A 15,668-nucleotide genomic window follows, 5' to 3' on the forward strand; every position below is an offset into this window, starting at 1 on the left:
ATGACCATGACTCCCGACGAAGCCGCATGGTTCGCAGAAAGCTTTAACCGACTTGTCACGAACGTAGAACAAGTTCTTCTCGGCAAGACCTTTGTCGTGCGTCTCGGTTTCACCGCGCTTCTCAGCGAAGGTCACCTTCTCCTCGAGGACTACCCGGGAACGGGAAAGACCTCATTCGCTCGCGCGATCGCGCAGAGCGTCTCGGGAACGACAAACCGTATCCAGTTCACTCCTGACCTGCTTCCCGGTGACATCACGGGTGTCAGCATTTTCGATCAGCGTGAGAACGAATTCGAGTTTCACCCGGGCCCCGTTTTCTCCAACATTGTTCTTGCGGATGAAATCAACCGTGCCAGCCCCAAAACTCAAGCCGCTCTTCTCGAAGTAATGGAAGAGGGCCAGGTGACCGTGGATGGCGTGACGCATCCCGTCGGCTCGCCGTTCATGGTTATCGCAACCCAGAACCCCATCGAGCAGGCCGGAACATACCGCCTTCCTGAAGCGCAGCTTGACCGCTTCCTCATGAAAGCGTCGATCGGTTACCCCGACCGCGCATCCACTCTTCGTATTCTCGATGGTGCCGGTGTCGCTGCTCACTCCACGACTATCGAACCAGTGGTCAGCGCTGAACTTGTCGTGGAAATGGCCCAACTCGCACGCACCGTGCACGTTGACCCGACCATCAACGATTACGTGAGCCGCTTGGTCGAAGCGACTCGGAGCGCCACCGAGGTTCGACTCGGCGTGAGTGTGCGGGGCGCCCTCGCGCTCATGCGTGCAGCGAAGACTCTCGCGGCATCCAATGGTCGACACTATGTCGTTCCGGATGACGTGAAGGCACTTGCCGAATCGGTGCTCGCTCACCGTTTGGTGATCGACGCTGAAGCCGAATTCGAAGGCGTCACCGCCTCAAGCGTGATTGCACAGATCCTCATCGAGAACCCGCCGCCCACAGAACGGCAAGCCGTGTGAGTTCACTTCTGAACCGCTCGGCGAAAGGGCATTCGAATAACACCGCGGCGGAGAATTCAGGTCCGGGCGGAGAGCGGGCGCGCTCAGACAGCGACTTTCCTACCGCAATTCGCGGTCTCGATAACGCGCGCACCCGAATTGTTGGATACCGCACTGGGTTTCTTGCCGACCTCATCGTCACGCTGGTGCGGTTCGCTGTAATCGCTCGTGCCACCATCTCGCGCTACGCCGATCGCATTACTTCGGTGATCACCCCGGTCGGCTGGGTCGTTCTTTTTCTCATCCCGCTGACGCTTATCGTCGGATACTCGATCGCGTGGAACGAGCTTGTTGTTGTTGGCTTTGCCCTGATCGCCATTGCGCTCATGGCCGCCATCTATCTCTTAGGGCGAAGCCACCTCGCTATTAGCTTGCGCGTCGAGCACCAGCGCGTGGTCGTGGGTGAGGCTGCCAGCGGCGAAGTGCACGGGGTCAATGAGGGCAAGCGACGCAGCTTGGGCGTTGTCGCAGAGATTCCGGTGGCGTCTACCGTTGCTGAGGCCGTGCTGCCGAGTTTGCGCCCTGGCGGAGCGTCTGCACATGAATTCCCCATCCCGACGAACCGTCGTGGCGTGATCTCAGTGGGACCAGTGCGCACAGTGCGCGCAGACCCCGTTGGGCTTGTGCGGCGCGAGCTGGTCTGGACCGATTCGGCTGAGATCTTTGTGCATCCCCGAACAATTAGCATCCCCAGCGTGAGTACCGGCCTCATCCGCGACCTCGAGGGCAACCCGACTAGGGACCTCGCTAACAACGACATCTCCTTTCACGCCTTGCGTGAGTACGTTCGCGGAGACGAACGCCGCAACATCCACTGGAAATCGACGGCCCGCACCGGTCGCTACATGGTGCGGCAATTTGAAGAGACTCGACGCAGCCACCTTGTGATTGCTGTGAGCCTCGCGACGGCGGATTATGCCAACGACTATGAGTTTGAGATGGGCGTCAGCGTTGCCGGCTCTCTCGGAGCGCAGGCAATTCGGGATGCCCGAACCGTCACCGTAGTTGCTAGCGAGCAGACTCCGCAGTTCGCCAAGCGCAAGGTTTTTGCAGTTCGCGCCCTGTCAACCTTGACCGGAACACGGTTGCTGGATGACCTCACTCGGGTTCAGAGCGCCGACACAGCCCTCCGTCTGATCGACGTCGCTCGCGTGACGTCGGAACAAACCAGCGGCGTCTCGGTTGCGTTCCTCATTTGTGGCTCCACAGTGACCTCTCAGCAGTTGCGCGCGGCGTCAACGAAGTTCGCGGCCAATGTAGAAGTTGTGGCGATCGTGTGTGACCCGGAGGCGGTCCCGGGGCTCCGTCGGGTTGCTGGCCTCAGCGTGCTCACGATTGGCTATCTTGAAGAGCTCAAGCGTGCTCTCTCACGATCGGCGGGTGCATGACACGACCTGTCTCTCGTTCTTTCGTTATCGTTTCTGGCGCACTGCTCTGGCTATCGATCGCGGTCGCTTCGGCTGCGCTCTGGCCGATCTATCGCACGCCAGCGCTCACCACGCTGATTGCCGTCGCCATCCTCGCGGGATCTATTGTTGCCGTGCTCGCCCTGTGGCGAACGTGGTCGTTTGTGACGACATCCCTCGTCTCGGTGTTGGTCTTTCTCATCATTGGAGTGCCGGTCGCCGTGCCGTCGGAGACCCAGTTCGGCGTTGTGCCGTCGCTCGAAGGGCTCAGTGATCTCATTGCGGGAGTAGCGCTGGGGTGGAAACAGCTGCTCACCATTTCCTTGCCGGTAGGTGACTATCAAGCGCTGCTCGTCCCCGCCCTCGTGCTCGTGTATTTCGGCACCGTTGTGGCGTTGAGCGTCGCGTTCCGCACCCGTATTGCGGAGCTCTCGGTAGTGCCGGCGATGGTTGTCTTCGTGATGGCGATTGCCCTGGGGCCGACCTATCCCGATCAGCCTCTCTCGTTGTCTCTCATCCTTCTCATCGTGATTGCGCTCTCGTTGGTGTGGTTCCGCTGGCGTCGCCGTCGCGACACGGTCAACGCCCTTGAAGCAGCAATGGATGAAGCTGGCGTCGCGCGTCGTAAGCGAGAGTTTGGCTTTGCTGGGGTTCGTACGGTGGTCAGCGCGGTTGTCATCTTGGCTATCGCCGCGGGCATCGCTATGGTGGCCGCTAACGTTGTGCCGCCGACGAACAACCGTTCAGTGTTGCGCACGGCAATCGTTGAGCCTTTCGATCCCCGTGACTACGTCAGCCCGCTTTCGGGCTTCCGGCGCTACTGGCAGCCGAGCACTGCAAATTCTGTGCTGTTCGAAGTCGCGGGAGTGCCTTTGGGAACTCGCCTGCGCCTCGCGACTCTGGATAGCTACAACGGCGTTGTTTATGCGGTCGGCAGCGACCGAGTGTCAAGCGAATCCGGTTCCTTCTCGCGCGTGCCTTCGCGCTTTGACCAGTCCGGGGTCGACGGCGAACAGGTCGATATGACCATCACTGTCGCTGACTATTCCGGGGTATGGCTCCCCACCGTAGGGCTGTTTGAGCAGGTCGAGTTTTCGGGCGACCGTGCACCTGACCTGCGGGACTCTTTCTACTACAACAAGGTCTCGGGAACTGCAGCAGTCGTCGACGGGCTCATGAGCGGTGACACCTACACCTTTGAAGGCGTGGCGCCCATTCAGCCGGATTCAAACGAGATCAGCTCCCTGACTCCTGGACTTGCCGAAGTGCCCTCGATTCAACAGTCGCCCGAAGAGCTCACCGAGAAACTTGACCAGTACGTGCGGGGATTCACATCGTCGGGGGAGCGCCTGGACGCGATGCTCTCGGGACTCGCTGCCGACGGCTACGTCAGTCATGGCGTCGGAGTGGATGAGCCGGCTAGCCGCTCGGGGCACTCTGCCGATCGGATTGCCGAGTTGGTGACGGCACCGCGCATGATTGGCGATGGTGAGCAGTACGCGGTTGCGGCATCCATGATGGCCAATGAGCTTGGGTTCCCCGCTCGTGTGGTGCTCGGTTTCGTGACATCAGATTCTCAGATTCGTGGCGACGATGTCTCGGCGTGGATCGAGGTGAACACAGCAGAGTACGGCTGGGTCACCATCGACCCGAACCCGCCGCTACGAGAGATTCCGGATGAGGACCCGGACGACATCGCCCAGGTCGCCCGCCCGCAGACCGTTGTTCAACCGCCTGAAATCGAGTCGGATACGACCAACCGGCAGTCGAACCCCGATAGCGAGCAGGCTTTGCAGCCCGACCTCGACCCTGTACTCCAAGCCATTCTCGCTGCGCTGCGCACGGCAGGTTGGATCGCACTCGTGCTGCTGGTGCTTGCCGCACCGTTCGTTCTCATCATTGCTGCGAAGTTGCGCCGCCGACAGTTGCGCAAACGCGCTGAGTCGTCCGTGGAGCAGATCAGTGGCGGGTGGCAAGAGTTCGAGGATTCGCTCATTGACCACGGTTATTCGCCACCGATTGCGGGCACGCGAACCGAGGTCGCTGCCGTGATGGCGACTCCGGATGCGCGTCAGCTTGCCGAGCATGCCGACCGCGCTATTTTCTCCGGGGGCACCCCTGAAGCTTCTGACGTCGATGCGTTCTGGTCGAACGTGTCGGAATTGGAAACTCAACTCAACACAGGACTGTCGCGCTGGGCGTGGTTCAAGACCAAAATATCGCTGCGATCGCTCGGTGGTTATAGTGTCACAAGTCTGTTTAAGCGATAGAGGGCTACCCGTGAATTGTTCTTTCTGCGCGACGCAACTGCCTGCCAATGCCGTCTACTGCGCTGAGTGTGGCCGGCCGGCGATGTCTCGCCGCGCCCGCAGAGGTGCTGCGACGAGTGCTGAGTCTGCCCGCCAACCCGTCGCCGTGAGTGAACGCTCGGCTAGCAAAAACGCAGACGCTCCGCTGGGCTCGCGTCGTCGCCGTAAGCGCGAATTGGCTGCTGCCGAGAACGGCGCTGCCGCCACGAGCATTGCTCTCGCTCAAGATGATGAGCCAGGTACGGCTGCGGCGGGGGATAGCTCCCAGGTGCCGATTGCGGAGCACGAGAGTCCGGTCGTTGCTGCTGACGCGTCTGCCGAAACGGCGAACACCGCCTCCGAGGCTGCGGATAGCAGCGATCATGACGCGAGTGCGAGTGCGAGTGCGAGTGCGAGTGCGAGTGCGAGTGCGAGTGACGACGACGCCGACGCCGTTATTTCTCTTGACGAATTACCTGCCGCGCTTCGCGAAGCCCTCGTCTCCTCGCCCGATGAGACTGAAGGAGACGCGCGTACCCTTCAACTGGGCGAGCCTCTGGTGCTCTCTGCAGCGGCCGACATCGGGGTCTCGACCGGCGAGGCAAACTCTGCAAACGACGTCAATGCGCTCGTGGACGAGATGCCATTTGATGAAGATGGCCCTTACGACGAAGTGCTGCCCTTCGACGAAGATGGTCCCTATGACGAAGTGCCCAACCCCGCGGCATTGAGCTTTGACCGAAACTTGACCGTTGGCTCGGTGAGTGAGCTTCCGGATCCTGTCACGACGGCGACCTGGCGGGATATGCCCCCACCGACCATCGAGCAGGCAGTGCAGCCGGAGCAGCTGGAAAAGTCAGAACCGTCGGAGCATCCAGACGAATCCGAGCTTCACACGGAGGTTGCCGAGAGCATCGCCGGCACTGCGGACTCGGGTTCAGACGACGGTATTCGGATTGCTGACCTAGCCGACCCCGAGAGCATTGATTCTGAGCACGCAGCTCCAGATGCAATTGCGGATTCGGATGGCGATACGGATGCTGGTACCGCTGCGGATGCTGATCGCGACGATGAGAGCGCTGAGCCCGTCGATGCCACGCCGGTGCTGACGCCCATGACGCAGATCGACTATTTCGCTGATGCTGATGCTGATGCTGATGCTGATGCTGATGCTGATGCTGATGCTGATGCCGATGCCGATGCCGATGCCGATGCTGATGCTGATGCTGAGCCAGACGTCGTGCCCGCCTCAGAAACAGCTCAGGTAGACGAGGCCGACGACGTTGAAGCTGTTGAGGCTGAGGCTGAGGCTGAGGCTGTGGCTGTGGCTGTGGCTGTGGCTGTGGCTGTGGATGCGCGAAGCGACGAGCCGGAGGCGACCACTTCCAACGTTCTGCTGACCGACCAAGGTCATTCGGAAGAAACCGCTGGCGACGCCCCTGAAGCGTCGACTGAGCTTGAGGCAACTCCGGAGGTTGAGGCGACTCCGGAGCGTGAGCTGCTCGAAGATTCTCCGCCGGAGCACGTCGCGGAATCGGTTGACGCCCTCGAGACGAGCACGGAAAATACGGCAAGCACGGAAGGCACGGCTAGCGCGGAAGACGAGTCGAGCGCAGTTGAGAGCGATGAACTCGCTCAAGCTTCGAACGTCGCCGCAAACATTGTCGAGGACCCGGATGCTGCAATCGACGAGGCGCAGGCTGAGAACAACGTAGTCGTCGCGACAGAGACCGAATCACCCGTAGTCGACACCACAGACCTCGACAACGTCGAGACCGTTGACGCTGACTCTGATTCCATCTCTGGAGAAGCATCACGAGCAGTCACGGTTGAGGGCGCAGCAAGCGTATCCATCGCTGCAACCGAGCCTGAAGTCGAGCTCGAAGCCGAAACGGAAGCCGAAGCCGGAGCCGAAACGGGAACCGAGACCGAGGGCGAGGACGCGCCAGCGATAAGCGCTGCAGCAGAGTCTGCTGATGATGACTCGCGCGAGCGCGAACAAGAGCAAGGAGACGGGGTGTCGGGGGACATGAACGAGAAAGCTGCAGTAGCGGAACAGGCGAGAGCTATTCCCGAACCGCTCGTCGAGCCGGCACCGTTGCCACGCTCGTCATTCGAGCCTGACTTGAGCAAGCTGGGGCGCACTGATGCGGCTCCAGACGACGTAGAGCCACTTCGCGTGAAGCCTGTACGTCCGCTCGGCGAAGAAGCCGTCTTTACAACGGCCGATCGACTCCGCGCCTCCGCTTTCGCTCCTGTTGCTTCAGAACGGGTCGCCGACCATCCAGCACCAGCGGCTGCAGCTGACGACGAAGCGCCCATCGCTGCTGAAGCGGAGCCGAGCGGCTACGGTACACAACCGCGCTCAGCGGTCACGGCGGCACAGGCACAAGCACGCCCAATCGCTCCCGAGCAGGATCGCACCGAGAGCAGTTCGGCAGCTGAAAACCACGCAGGCGTAGACACCTGTAGTCAATGTGGAAATGAGCTGTCAGAGTCTGACATCTTCTGTGGCTCTTGCGGTTTCGTGAAGCACGGTGTCGGCCCCAGCTCGCGTGCGGCAGCACCAGTGCTTGATCCCTTCCAGTGGGGAACCCCGTCAGCCGAAAAGAATGTCGCGAATGCTCCCGAGAGCAACGAACTCAACGCCAGCGTCGAAAACCTGAGCCCCGAGCCAGACGTTATTGCGGAGGTCATCCCTGCCTCGGCAGAAGTGAACCGTGCAGAGCAGGATGACGAGGCCGAGCAGAGCGCCGCGGTGGAAAGCGCTGACGTCCCGGTCGAGAACGAGAATCAGTCGAGCGACATCGATGCGCGCTCCGCTGACCAGAGCGCGGCGGTTCCAGCGATCGCTGAGGTAACCGAGGCTCCGAACGACGACCTCCAGCCGCAGCCTGAGCTGGATGACGTCGAGAGTAGCGAGATCCTCGAGCCACGGGCATCTGCTGAAAGTGCGACCGCGGCCGCTGCTAAGGCTGAAGACGCTCCGTCAGAGAGCATCGACGTTCCCGTGACGGAAGAGGTGGAAAGTGCGAGCGAAAGAGGCGAGGCAATTCCGCTCATCGAGCCAGGCAGCGTAGAGCCCGCGCAGCCCCACCTGGAAGCAGCACCTCCGCTCGAAACAGGAGTCGAGGGCGAAGACATGCAAGGGAACGCAGCCGCGGCTACGACTGCCTCGGGAGCCCCGGGGTTCTCGGTGCTTGCGCCGCCGCCAAAGTCGAACCAGAGGGTCGAGCTTCCGATCTCGCCGCCCGTTCCCCTGGCAGCGCTCGGAGCGGACGAAGCGGACATCGAAGACACCCGCATCGTAGAACGCAGCGTCACGGGTACGCGCTTTGTGCTGCAGTTCAGCACGGGCGACAGCGTTATCGTGACCGGAAACGGGCTGGTGGGGCGAAACCCCATCCCGGAGCCTTCCGAGAAATTCGACATTGTGGTGCCGATCACCGACCCCAGCAAGTCAGTCTCGAAGACTCATCTTGAGTTCGGTCAAATGAGTGGCGTGTTCTGGATCAGCGACCGTTACTCCGGCAACGGAACCATCGTGCGGGAGCCTGGCGCAGAGCCGAAGCGATGCGAACCGGGTAAGCGTTACCGGGTCGTCCGTGGAACTCGCGTAGAAATCGGAGAGCAGTTCTTCATCGTCAGCTAGCGGCGAGAGCTGAGACTGTCCCTCCACAGGGTTCGCCCTGAAGGGGGTCTGCACTGGGGCTCGCGCGCGCCAAATCGTGAGTGTGGAGACTGATGAAGTAGAGGAGTGAACGAGACTCCTCATACCGCCCCTCGCATTGCGCTTCCGGCGCCGCCGCAACGCCCGGCACCATTCAAATTCCCGGTTATCGCGGCGACTGTTCCGGTCGTTGCCTCCGTGGCGATTTGGCTGATCACGGGATCAACCTTTGCCCTCATCTTCGCCGCGCTGGGTCCGCTAGCAGCGACAGGCAGCTATATCGATTCGCGGATGTCCGCTCGAGCATTGCGCCGCGCTGAGAGAGCTCGATTCTCCGATGACGCCGCCGCGACTCTGACAAAAATCCAGGCGTATCACCGTCGCGAACTTAGCGAACTCGCCGAGAAAACACCCTCGGCAATCATGTTGGTCAGCGACGTTCATACCGACGCGTCACGCTGGATGCGCGAGCCAGCCGATGTGCTTCCGGTTCACCTTGGCTATGGGCTTGTCCGTAGCAGCATCGCGATCGATCGCACCGGTGCCCATGACGCTCAACCGCCTGAGGTCGAAGAAAGTTATCGCACGCTCACGGCACAGGCCGAGCACCTTGAACGCGCCCCCATTGCGGTCAATGCGCGTCTCGGGGTCGCGATCTTCGGCAACCAGCTGATGGCGCTGTCCCTAGCCCGTGCGGTATCGATCCAACTTGCACGAACCCTCGCGCCCACCGCGAGCTGGGTGAGACTCAGCGGAGCATTCGCGGCCGAACCCTGGGGCGAGGCTCTTCCACACCGGCAACTCCGGGGGAGTGACGTGCAGGGCCAGAGCGTCGACGAGTCCGCTGGCGGTGCCGACCTTGCGACTGTGCAGTGGGGCGTGTTGGGAGACTCAACACCACAGGTATCGATCACCGTGGTGCAGGAAGAGGGCCACGTGCCAAGCGGGCACAGGATCGTTATTCAGACGCGCGGTGACAGAGTCGCCGTGGTGCGGCATCCGGATCGTCATCAACGTCGTGACTTCGAACCCTCGTTCTTGGGCCGTGAGCAAGCGTTGGAGTGGGTGCGAGCAGCGCGAGGCATTGCGGCACGCGACGGTCTCGCCTCAGGGATCGACGATTTGCCAGATCTGGTGCGTTTCTCTGAAATAGCGGCGATGTCGCACGCTGAACGCCATCCGCGCGCCGCGCGTCGTCGTTCTTTGAAAGCGCGGCCGGCGATGGGCACCCGCAGTGCGATGTCTCTCGATCTTGTCGCCGATGGTCCGCACGCAATTGTGGGCGGAACGACGGGCAGCGGTAAGAGCGAGTTGCTCATCGCCTGGGTTCTTGCCATGGCGGCTGAGACAGCGCCGGAGGACGTCACGTTCTTACTCGTTGATTTCAAGGGCGGCTCTGCTTTTGACGCCCTAACCCAGCTCCCACATACGGTCGGCATCATTACCGACCTCGACGAAAACTCCGCCGCGAGAGCATTCTCCAGCCTCCGCGCCGAGCTGCGACATCGTGAACGCGCTCTCGCTCAGGCAAAGGTCCGCGATATCTCAGACCTTGAGAGCATGCCACGGCTTGTGATTGTGGTTGATGAGTTCGCGGCGATGATGGAGGACTACCCTCAACTTCACACCCTCTTCAGCGACATCGCCGCGCGAGGCCGCTCTCTCGGAGTTCACCTCATCCTCTGCACACAGCGCCCCTCGGGAGTTGTGCGGGATTCTCTTCTCGCCAACGCTGACTTGCGGATCTCGCTTCGCGTCAACAACGGAGCCGATAGTTCCGCCGTCATCGGCAGCGACCGCGCCGCAGAACTCCCGGCGCAGCAGAAAGGGCGGGCGTGGGTCGCGCATGGATCGTCGTCCGCCGAGCTCGCGCAGTTTGCGCTGGTTGAAACCCGCGACATCCGGGATATCGCTGAACGGTGGGCTTCGAGCACGAAACCCCGACGTCCGTGGTGCGAGCCGCTGAGTGAACACCTGTCGCTCTCGACCGTGCTCGCGCATCCAGAGGCTCCCGCCGCAGCGACACACCACGGCCCAGAGGGCGGGGGCACTATCGCGTTCGGAATGACGGATCTCCCTGAAGAGCAACGTCATGGTGTCGCAACCTGGTCGCCCTCCGGCGATGGACACCTGCTCGTGCTCGGCGCCCCCTCCAGCGGAAAAAGCGTCACGCTCTCAACGCTCGCTCACGTAACATCCCGCGACGTCCTCGTGCTCGGAACCGACTCGGCGTCGTTCTGGGACACCCTCACGCAGCTTTACGCGCGGTTGGATGTGATTGGTTACCCCGGCCGCGCCGCCGCTGCAGTGCTTGTGGTGGTTGACGACCTCGATGCTGCGGTGTCGCGATTCGACGACGAATACCGTCCGGTAGTGCTGGAACGACTCGCGCGCATCCTTCGGGAAGGGCCAGCGGCTGGCGTCGTGGTCGTCGCGAGCGCTCAACGGATCACCGCGGCCTTGCAATCGCTCTCTCAGCTCTTTCCTCAAACCTTGCGTTTGAGGTTCTCCACTCGACAAGACTTTGTGCTTTCAGGCGGCAGCACGGAGGACTACAACGACACTCTGCCCGAGGGAGGAGCACTGTGGCAGGGCGCGCGGGTGCAGGTCGCACAGGGCGACCGGTTTCTCCCCATACCACCCCCTGCCTCTGCCGCAGTCGTCGGTAGGGACGAAGGGCTCGCCATCGTGAGCACGCGGCCGGCGGCTACTGCGGCGGCGTGCACCGAGGCAGGGTGGACAGTTCAGCTAGTCGAGGGTGCGCCAGGCAGCGAGCGTGAGCTGCTGATCAACCCGAGCGGAAGGCGGGGAACTGTAGCTCTCATCGGCTCGGTAGACGAATGGCAGTCTCGCTGGGGAGCGATTCAAGCACTTCTGCCTCACGCCACGGTGCTGCTCGACGGGTGCAGCCTGAGCGACTATCGGCAGCTGGCCCGCACGAGAGAATTGCCGCCGCCCCTCAGCCCCGGATCGCGACAGTACTGGCGACTGAGTGGCACCGGCCCCACCGAACGGGTTCAACTGCCTCGAAAGAGCCACGCCTCCGCGCCGACAGACGACAGCGTTGCGCGGAACGCCTAACGTGCGTCTTCCTCAGGGGTACCCGAATTGGGCACATTTTGAGCGCGAAATTGTGAAGTATCCGTGAAATTATTATGAAGCGCCAAAAGCCCCTCCTAACTGGGGCTATAACAACCCGGACTGCGCTCACTACCATCGGTGTAACTGGTGGGGGCGAAGGAGAAAACGTGACGAGAGCACTTCCGCAGGATCATGCGATCCAGCAGCTAATGCTGCAGGCGAAGCAATCTCAACTCAGCCGTCGGCGGTTGTTGCAAGGAGCAGGTGTCGGTATGTCCGCACTCGCCCTTGCGGCGTGTGCTGCGCCGGATGGGTCAGACGCGATTGATATTTCAGACAGCGACAGTTCGCTCGTCTGGGCCAGCTGGCCCTCCTACATCGACGAGGACCTCAGCGGTAGCTCAGCGACGCTCAAGGCGTTCAAGAAAGAAACAGGCATCGAAGTCGAGTACAAGGCCGTTGTTAAAGACAACGTTGGCTTCTACCTGACGATGAAAGACCAGCTCTCTCTCGGACAACCGACCGGCGCCGACATTATTTGCGTCAGTGACTGGATGGCCGCGCGCCTCATTCGCTTCGGATACGCCCAGAAGTTCGACTCGGCCAACATGCCGAACAAGGAAAATCTCACCAAAACACTGAGCAGCCCAGAATTCGACCCCAAGCGCGAATACTCGCTGCCGTGGCAGAGCGGGTTCATCGGACTCGCCTGGAACGCGGAGGAGTACCCCAAGGGGCTCGTCTCAGTCGAACAACTGTGGAACGACGACCTCAAGGGCAAAGTCGTTGTGCTAGCCGAAATGCGTCACACCATGGGCATGCTGCTGCTCGCTAACGGCGTCGACATCTCTGATGGCAACTGGGGAATCGACGAATTCAAGAAGGCCAGCGCAGTTCTCGAAACCCACCTCGCGTCGAAGCACATCCTCGGTGTTTACGGCAGCGACTACCTCGACAAACTCAAATCTGGCGAAGCAGTGGCCGGATTCGCCCGCGCCGGAGACGTCGCGGTGCTCAACGCCCAAGCAGGCTACGAGAAATTCAAGTTCTTGCTGCCCGGGTCGCGAGGCACTTTCTTCACTGACTCGCTCGTAATTCCGGCTGGCGCTCAGCACAAGGCCAACGCCGAAAAGCTCATGAACTTCTACTACGACCCCGCTATCGCCACCGAGGTTGTGGAGTGGATCCACTGTGTGAGCCCCGTTGACGGAACTCTCGAGTACGCCATCGAGAACTTCCCGAAGCTCGCATCGAACCAATTCACCTTCCCCAACGCCACGGCGATGTCACGTGCAAGCACATTCCGCACGCTCAGCACGACCGACGACCAGTCGTTCAACGCTGAATTCCGTCGCATCACGGGCAAGGGCTAAGTACTCAATCACTCCTCCCCAGCGCGGCGTGCTCCAGAAGCACAGCCGCCTGGGGCGAGTGCGTTAACGGCCGAAAGTGGGCGAGTTGCCCTAGGCCAGTTCGAAGCGCAGATCGCCAACAGGCAGACCGCGGCCGAGCACTTGCTCGGTCGTCGACTTCAGCACGCTCGCCACAGCATCCGCATCGAGAGCGCCCGCGTCGGCGAGCAACGAAAGCCCCACGGGCAACAGCGGGCGGATGGAGCCATCGAGAATCTTAAGCGTCACGGTTGTGCCGTCGGGCGCCGCGGCAATGAGGACCCCTTCGGCGCCGCGCTTGGCGATGATTCCCAAAGTGTCCATTGCTTCGGCGACCTGCGGCATATCGAGGCCCCACGCGTTGCCACGAATGGCGCTCACGAGCGAGTGTGCGTGGGCGTCGGTCGCGGCATCCGCCATCACAATGCGCTGGATAGCGGTGGCGAGCGACACGAGACTCATGGCGAATACAGGAGCCCCGCATCCATCCGTTCCCTCATGAGCGAGAGGCTCACCCGTGAACTCGACGATGGTGCTGCGAATGCGCTCTTGAAGTGGATGATCGTGCTCGAGGTAACTCTCGAGCGGCCAGTCATTGACGACGCACGCCGCCAAGAAACTCGCGTGTTTGCCCGAGCAGTTCATGGCCAGTCGACGCGGAGCATCTGAAGCGCGACGCGTGGCGGAGTCGGCGGGCCAATCGGGCGGGCAGCGAAGGTCGTCTTCGGTGAGGCCGTACGCAGCGAGCGTCGAAGCGACAACGTCTTGGTGACGTTGGCTGCCGGTGTGGCTTGCGCTAGCCAGGACAAGTTGTTCGTCATTCAGCGTGACGCCGGCGCGCACAACGGTGATTGCCTGCATCGGCTTCAGCGTGGAGCGCGGGTAAATCAACGCATCGGGGTTGCCAAGCCGACGCAGTTCGACGCCATCAGGAGAGAGCACGACGGCGGCGCCAAGATGCCGAGATTCGATCATCCTGGAACGCTCCAACACAGCGAGCTGAGTGGTGTCGTTGACCGTGAGTGCGCGGGAGGAAGCCGTCGATACAGAGTTCACCCTCCTACGTTATCGCCGTCTGGCCAGAGTGAGGGTTCGGCTGCCGAAACCGTGTGGAACCGCGGCGACACTTCTCAGCGTGCGGCGCTACGGTAAGAGTTAGATACGTTGGGTGTGATCGCCCCGCTGCGGTCTGTGATGCTGGCCCTCGGGGCCGCGAGGGAGGTTTCGATGAACATCGACCACAATTTTGAAGTGCGCTTGGAATGGTCCGGAAATCTGGGCGAGGGCACGACAAACTACCGTGGCTACTCTCGCCACAATGAGGTCACCGCGGTGGGCAAGCATCCGATCGAGGGGTCAAGCGCTCGGGTATTCCACGGCAATGCAGATCGGTGGAACCCCGAAGAGCTGCTGATCGCGGCGCTCAGCCAATGCCACATGCTCAGTTACCTGCATGTCGCGGTCAGTCGTGGGATTGTTGTTACCGCGTACCACGACGAGGTTTCGGGCACCATGAAGCAGACCGACAACGGGGGAGGCCACTTCACGTCGGTCACCCTGCGGCCGGTTGTCACGATTTCTGCCGGCAGCGTAGAGGATGCAATGGATGCCCACGCCGAAGCGAGCGGCAAGTGCTTCATCGCGTCATCCGTAAACTTTCCCGTGCTGCGTCAACCTCGCATCATCGTCGAACCCGCCGCTGAGTAATGCCGACGGCAGACTAGCGGCGTCGGCGATTCCACACGCTACACACAGCAAGGGTGCGGGAGGATTGGTGCTCCGTGTTCTTGCTGTGAAGGGTTCTTGTGCGAAAAGCGATTCCGTTTCTGTTGACCATCGGCGTTGTGGCGTCACTTGCCGCGTGTTCGCCCGCCGACTCGACTACTGCCGAGAATTCCGGCGATTGCACGCCGACGGCATCCGGTTCGGCCTCTGAGGCCGTTCAGGTGAGCGGTGACTTCGGCGTCAAGCCCGAGGTCACCATTGACTTCCCGACCGACGTTTCTGAAACCGAGCGCTCTGTCGCGATTGCCGGTGACGGCGACGTCGTTGCTGTTGAGGCAGCCACCGCCAACGTGCAGTTCAGCCTGTACAGCGGTGCAACGGGCGAAGAGCTCTCCTCCACTACTTACGACGAAACCGGGTTGACCCCGTTCCCCGTGGATGCCGAGCAGTTCCTTGTGGGCATCGTCAAGACCATTGAATGTTCCACCGCGGGTACTCGCGTTGTGGGCGTCATTCCTCCCGAGGAGTCCTTCGCTGACGACGCAAGCCGTGAACAGCTGGGAGTCGGTGCTGATGACGACATCGTTTTCGTTGTTGACGTAGTTTCGGTCGACGAGCCTGCCGAGCCCGCCCTTCCGCGCGCCGACGGTGAAGACCAGCCCGCTGAGGAAGGTTTCCCGGCGGTTGAGCTCGACGATGACGGTCGCCCCACGATCACCATTCCTGACACTGACCCGCCCACGGAACTCGAAGTTGCTGTACTGAAGCAGGGTGCTGGCGAAACCATTCAGGAGAATTCCGATGTTGTTGTCCACTACGTGGGCATGAACTGGACCACCGGCGAGATCTTCGACGAGAGCTGGGCGCGCGGCACCCCCTCGACGTTCAACACCGGTCAGGTTGTCCAGGGCTTCAAGACCGCTCTGGAAGGCCAGCAGGTCGGTTCGCAGATCATCGCAGTCTTGCCGCCCAGCGAGGGCTACGGCGAGGCCGGTAGCGAAGGTGCAGGCATTTCTGGCACCGACACGATCGTCTTCGTTGTCGACATCCTCGGCATTGGCTAGTTCGCGCTCGTCGTTGACGCACATTTGTGCGA

9 protein-coding genes are annotated in these 15,668 nt (G+C 61.5%); 8 read left to right on the plus strand and 1 reads right to left on the minus strand.

Features of this window, described 5'->3' with window-relative positions:
* The 6 genes from ACWTV1_RS11250 to ACWTV1_RS11275 all read left to right on the plus strand — a co-directional run bounded on the left by ACWTV1_RS11250 (nucleotide 1) and on the right by ACWTV1_RS11275 (nucleotide 12,829).
* A complete protein-coding gene (locus ACWTV1_RS11250; protein ID WP_100389990.1) occupies nucleotides 1-972 on the plus strand; it encodes an AAA family ATPase in 972 nt (323 codons plus the stop codon).
* Nucleotides 969-2,399, plus strand: a complete 1,431-nt coding sequence (locus tag ACWTV1_RS11255; RefSeq protein WP_498505397.1) for a DUF58 domain-containing protein — start codon at nucleotides 969-971, stop codon at nucleotides 2,397-2,399. The genes ACWTV1_RS11250 and ACWTV1_RS11255 overlap by 4 nt, the downstream gene beginning before the upstream one ends.
* Nucleotides 2,396-4,687, plus strand: a complete 2,292-nt coding sequence (locus tag ACWTV1_RS11260; RefSeq protein ID WP_498505398.1) for a transglutaminase TgpA family protein — start codon at nucleotides 2,396-2,398, stop codon at nucleotides 4,685-4,687. Before ACWTV1_RS11255 ends, ACWTV1_RS11260 begins: the two co-directional genes overlap by 4 nt.
* 145 nt (nucleotides 4,688-4,832) lie before the next feature.
* On the plus strand, nucleotides 4,833-8,357 hold the full coding sequence (locus ACWTV1_RS11265; protein ID WP_498505399.1) for an FHA domain-containing protein: 3,525 nt from the start codon (nucleotides 4,833-4,835) through the stop codon (nucleotides 8,355-8,357).
* 105 nt (nucleotides 8,358-8,462) lie between these two features.
* Nucleotides 8,463-11,456, plus strand: a complete 2,994-nt coding sequence (locus tag ACWTV1_RS11270) for an FtsK/SpoIIIE domain-containing protein (protein ID WP_498505400.1) — start codon at nucleotides 8,463-8,465, stop codon at nucleotides 11,454-11,456.
* Between the two features lie 167 nt (nucleotides 11,457-11,623).
* Nucleotides 11,624-12,829 (plus strand): ABC transporter substrate-binding protein, encoded by a 1,206-nt coding sequence (locus ACWTV1_RS11275; protein WP_498505401.1) that lies wholly within the window; start codon nucleotides 11,624-11,626, stop codon nucleotides 12,827-12,829.
* A gap of 90 nt (nucleotides 12,830-12,919) precedes the next feature.
* Here the strand turns inward: ACWTV1_RS11275 and ACWTV1_RS11280 are convergent, their stop codons facing one another.
* Nucleotides 12,920-13,903 carry an asparaginase gene (locus ACWTV1_RS11280; RefSeq protein WP_498505402.1) on the minus strand — a complete coding sequence of 328 codons (984 nt, stop codon included), beginning with the start codon at nucleotides 13,901-13,903 and terminating at the stop codon, nucleotides 12,920-12,922.
* Between the two features lie 171 nt (nucleotides 13,904-14,074).
* On the opposite strand from ACWTV1_RS11280, the gene ACWTV1_RS11285 reads away from it, so the two are divergent.
* Nucleotides 14,075-14,554 carry an OsmC family protein gene (locus ACWTV1_RS11285; RefSeq protein WP_498505403.1) on the plus strand — a complete coding sequence of 160 codons (480 nt, stop codon included), beginning with the start codon at nucleotides 14,075-14,077 and terminating at the stop codon, nucleotides 14,552-14,554.
* 98 nt (nucleotides 14,555-14,652) lie between these two features.
* Nucleotides 14,653-15,636, plus strand: coding sequence for an FKBP-type peptidyl-prolyl cis-trans isomerase (locus ACWTV1_RS11290; RefSeq protein WP_498505404.1), 984 nt, complete (start codon nucleotides 14,653-14,655; stop codon nucleotides 15,634-15,636).
* Nucleotides 15,637-15,668: the final 32 nt, after the last annotated feature.

Source organism: Salinibacterium sp. VpJ6 (assembly GCF_059767345.1).

What these genes read in the sequence shown, in the direction of transcription:
- ACWTV1_RS11260 (WP_498505398.1), top strand. Translation starts at nt 2,396, where the DNA reads ATGACACGACCTGTCTCTCGTTCTTTCGTTATCGTTTCTGGCGCACTG.
- ACWTV1_RS11250 (WP_100389990.1), top strand. Translation starts at nt 1, where the DNA reads ATGACCATGACTCCCGACGAAGCCGCATGGTTCGCAGAAAGCTTTAAC.
- ACWTV1_RS11285 (WP_498505403.1), top strand. Translation starts at nt 14,075, where the DNA reads ATGAACATCGACCACAATTTTGAAGTGCGCTTGGAATGGTCCGGAAAT.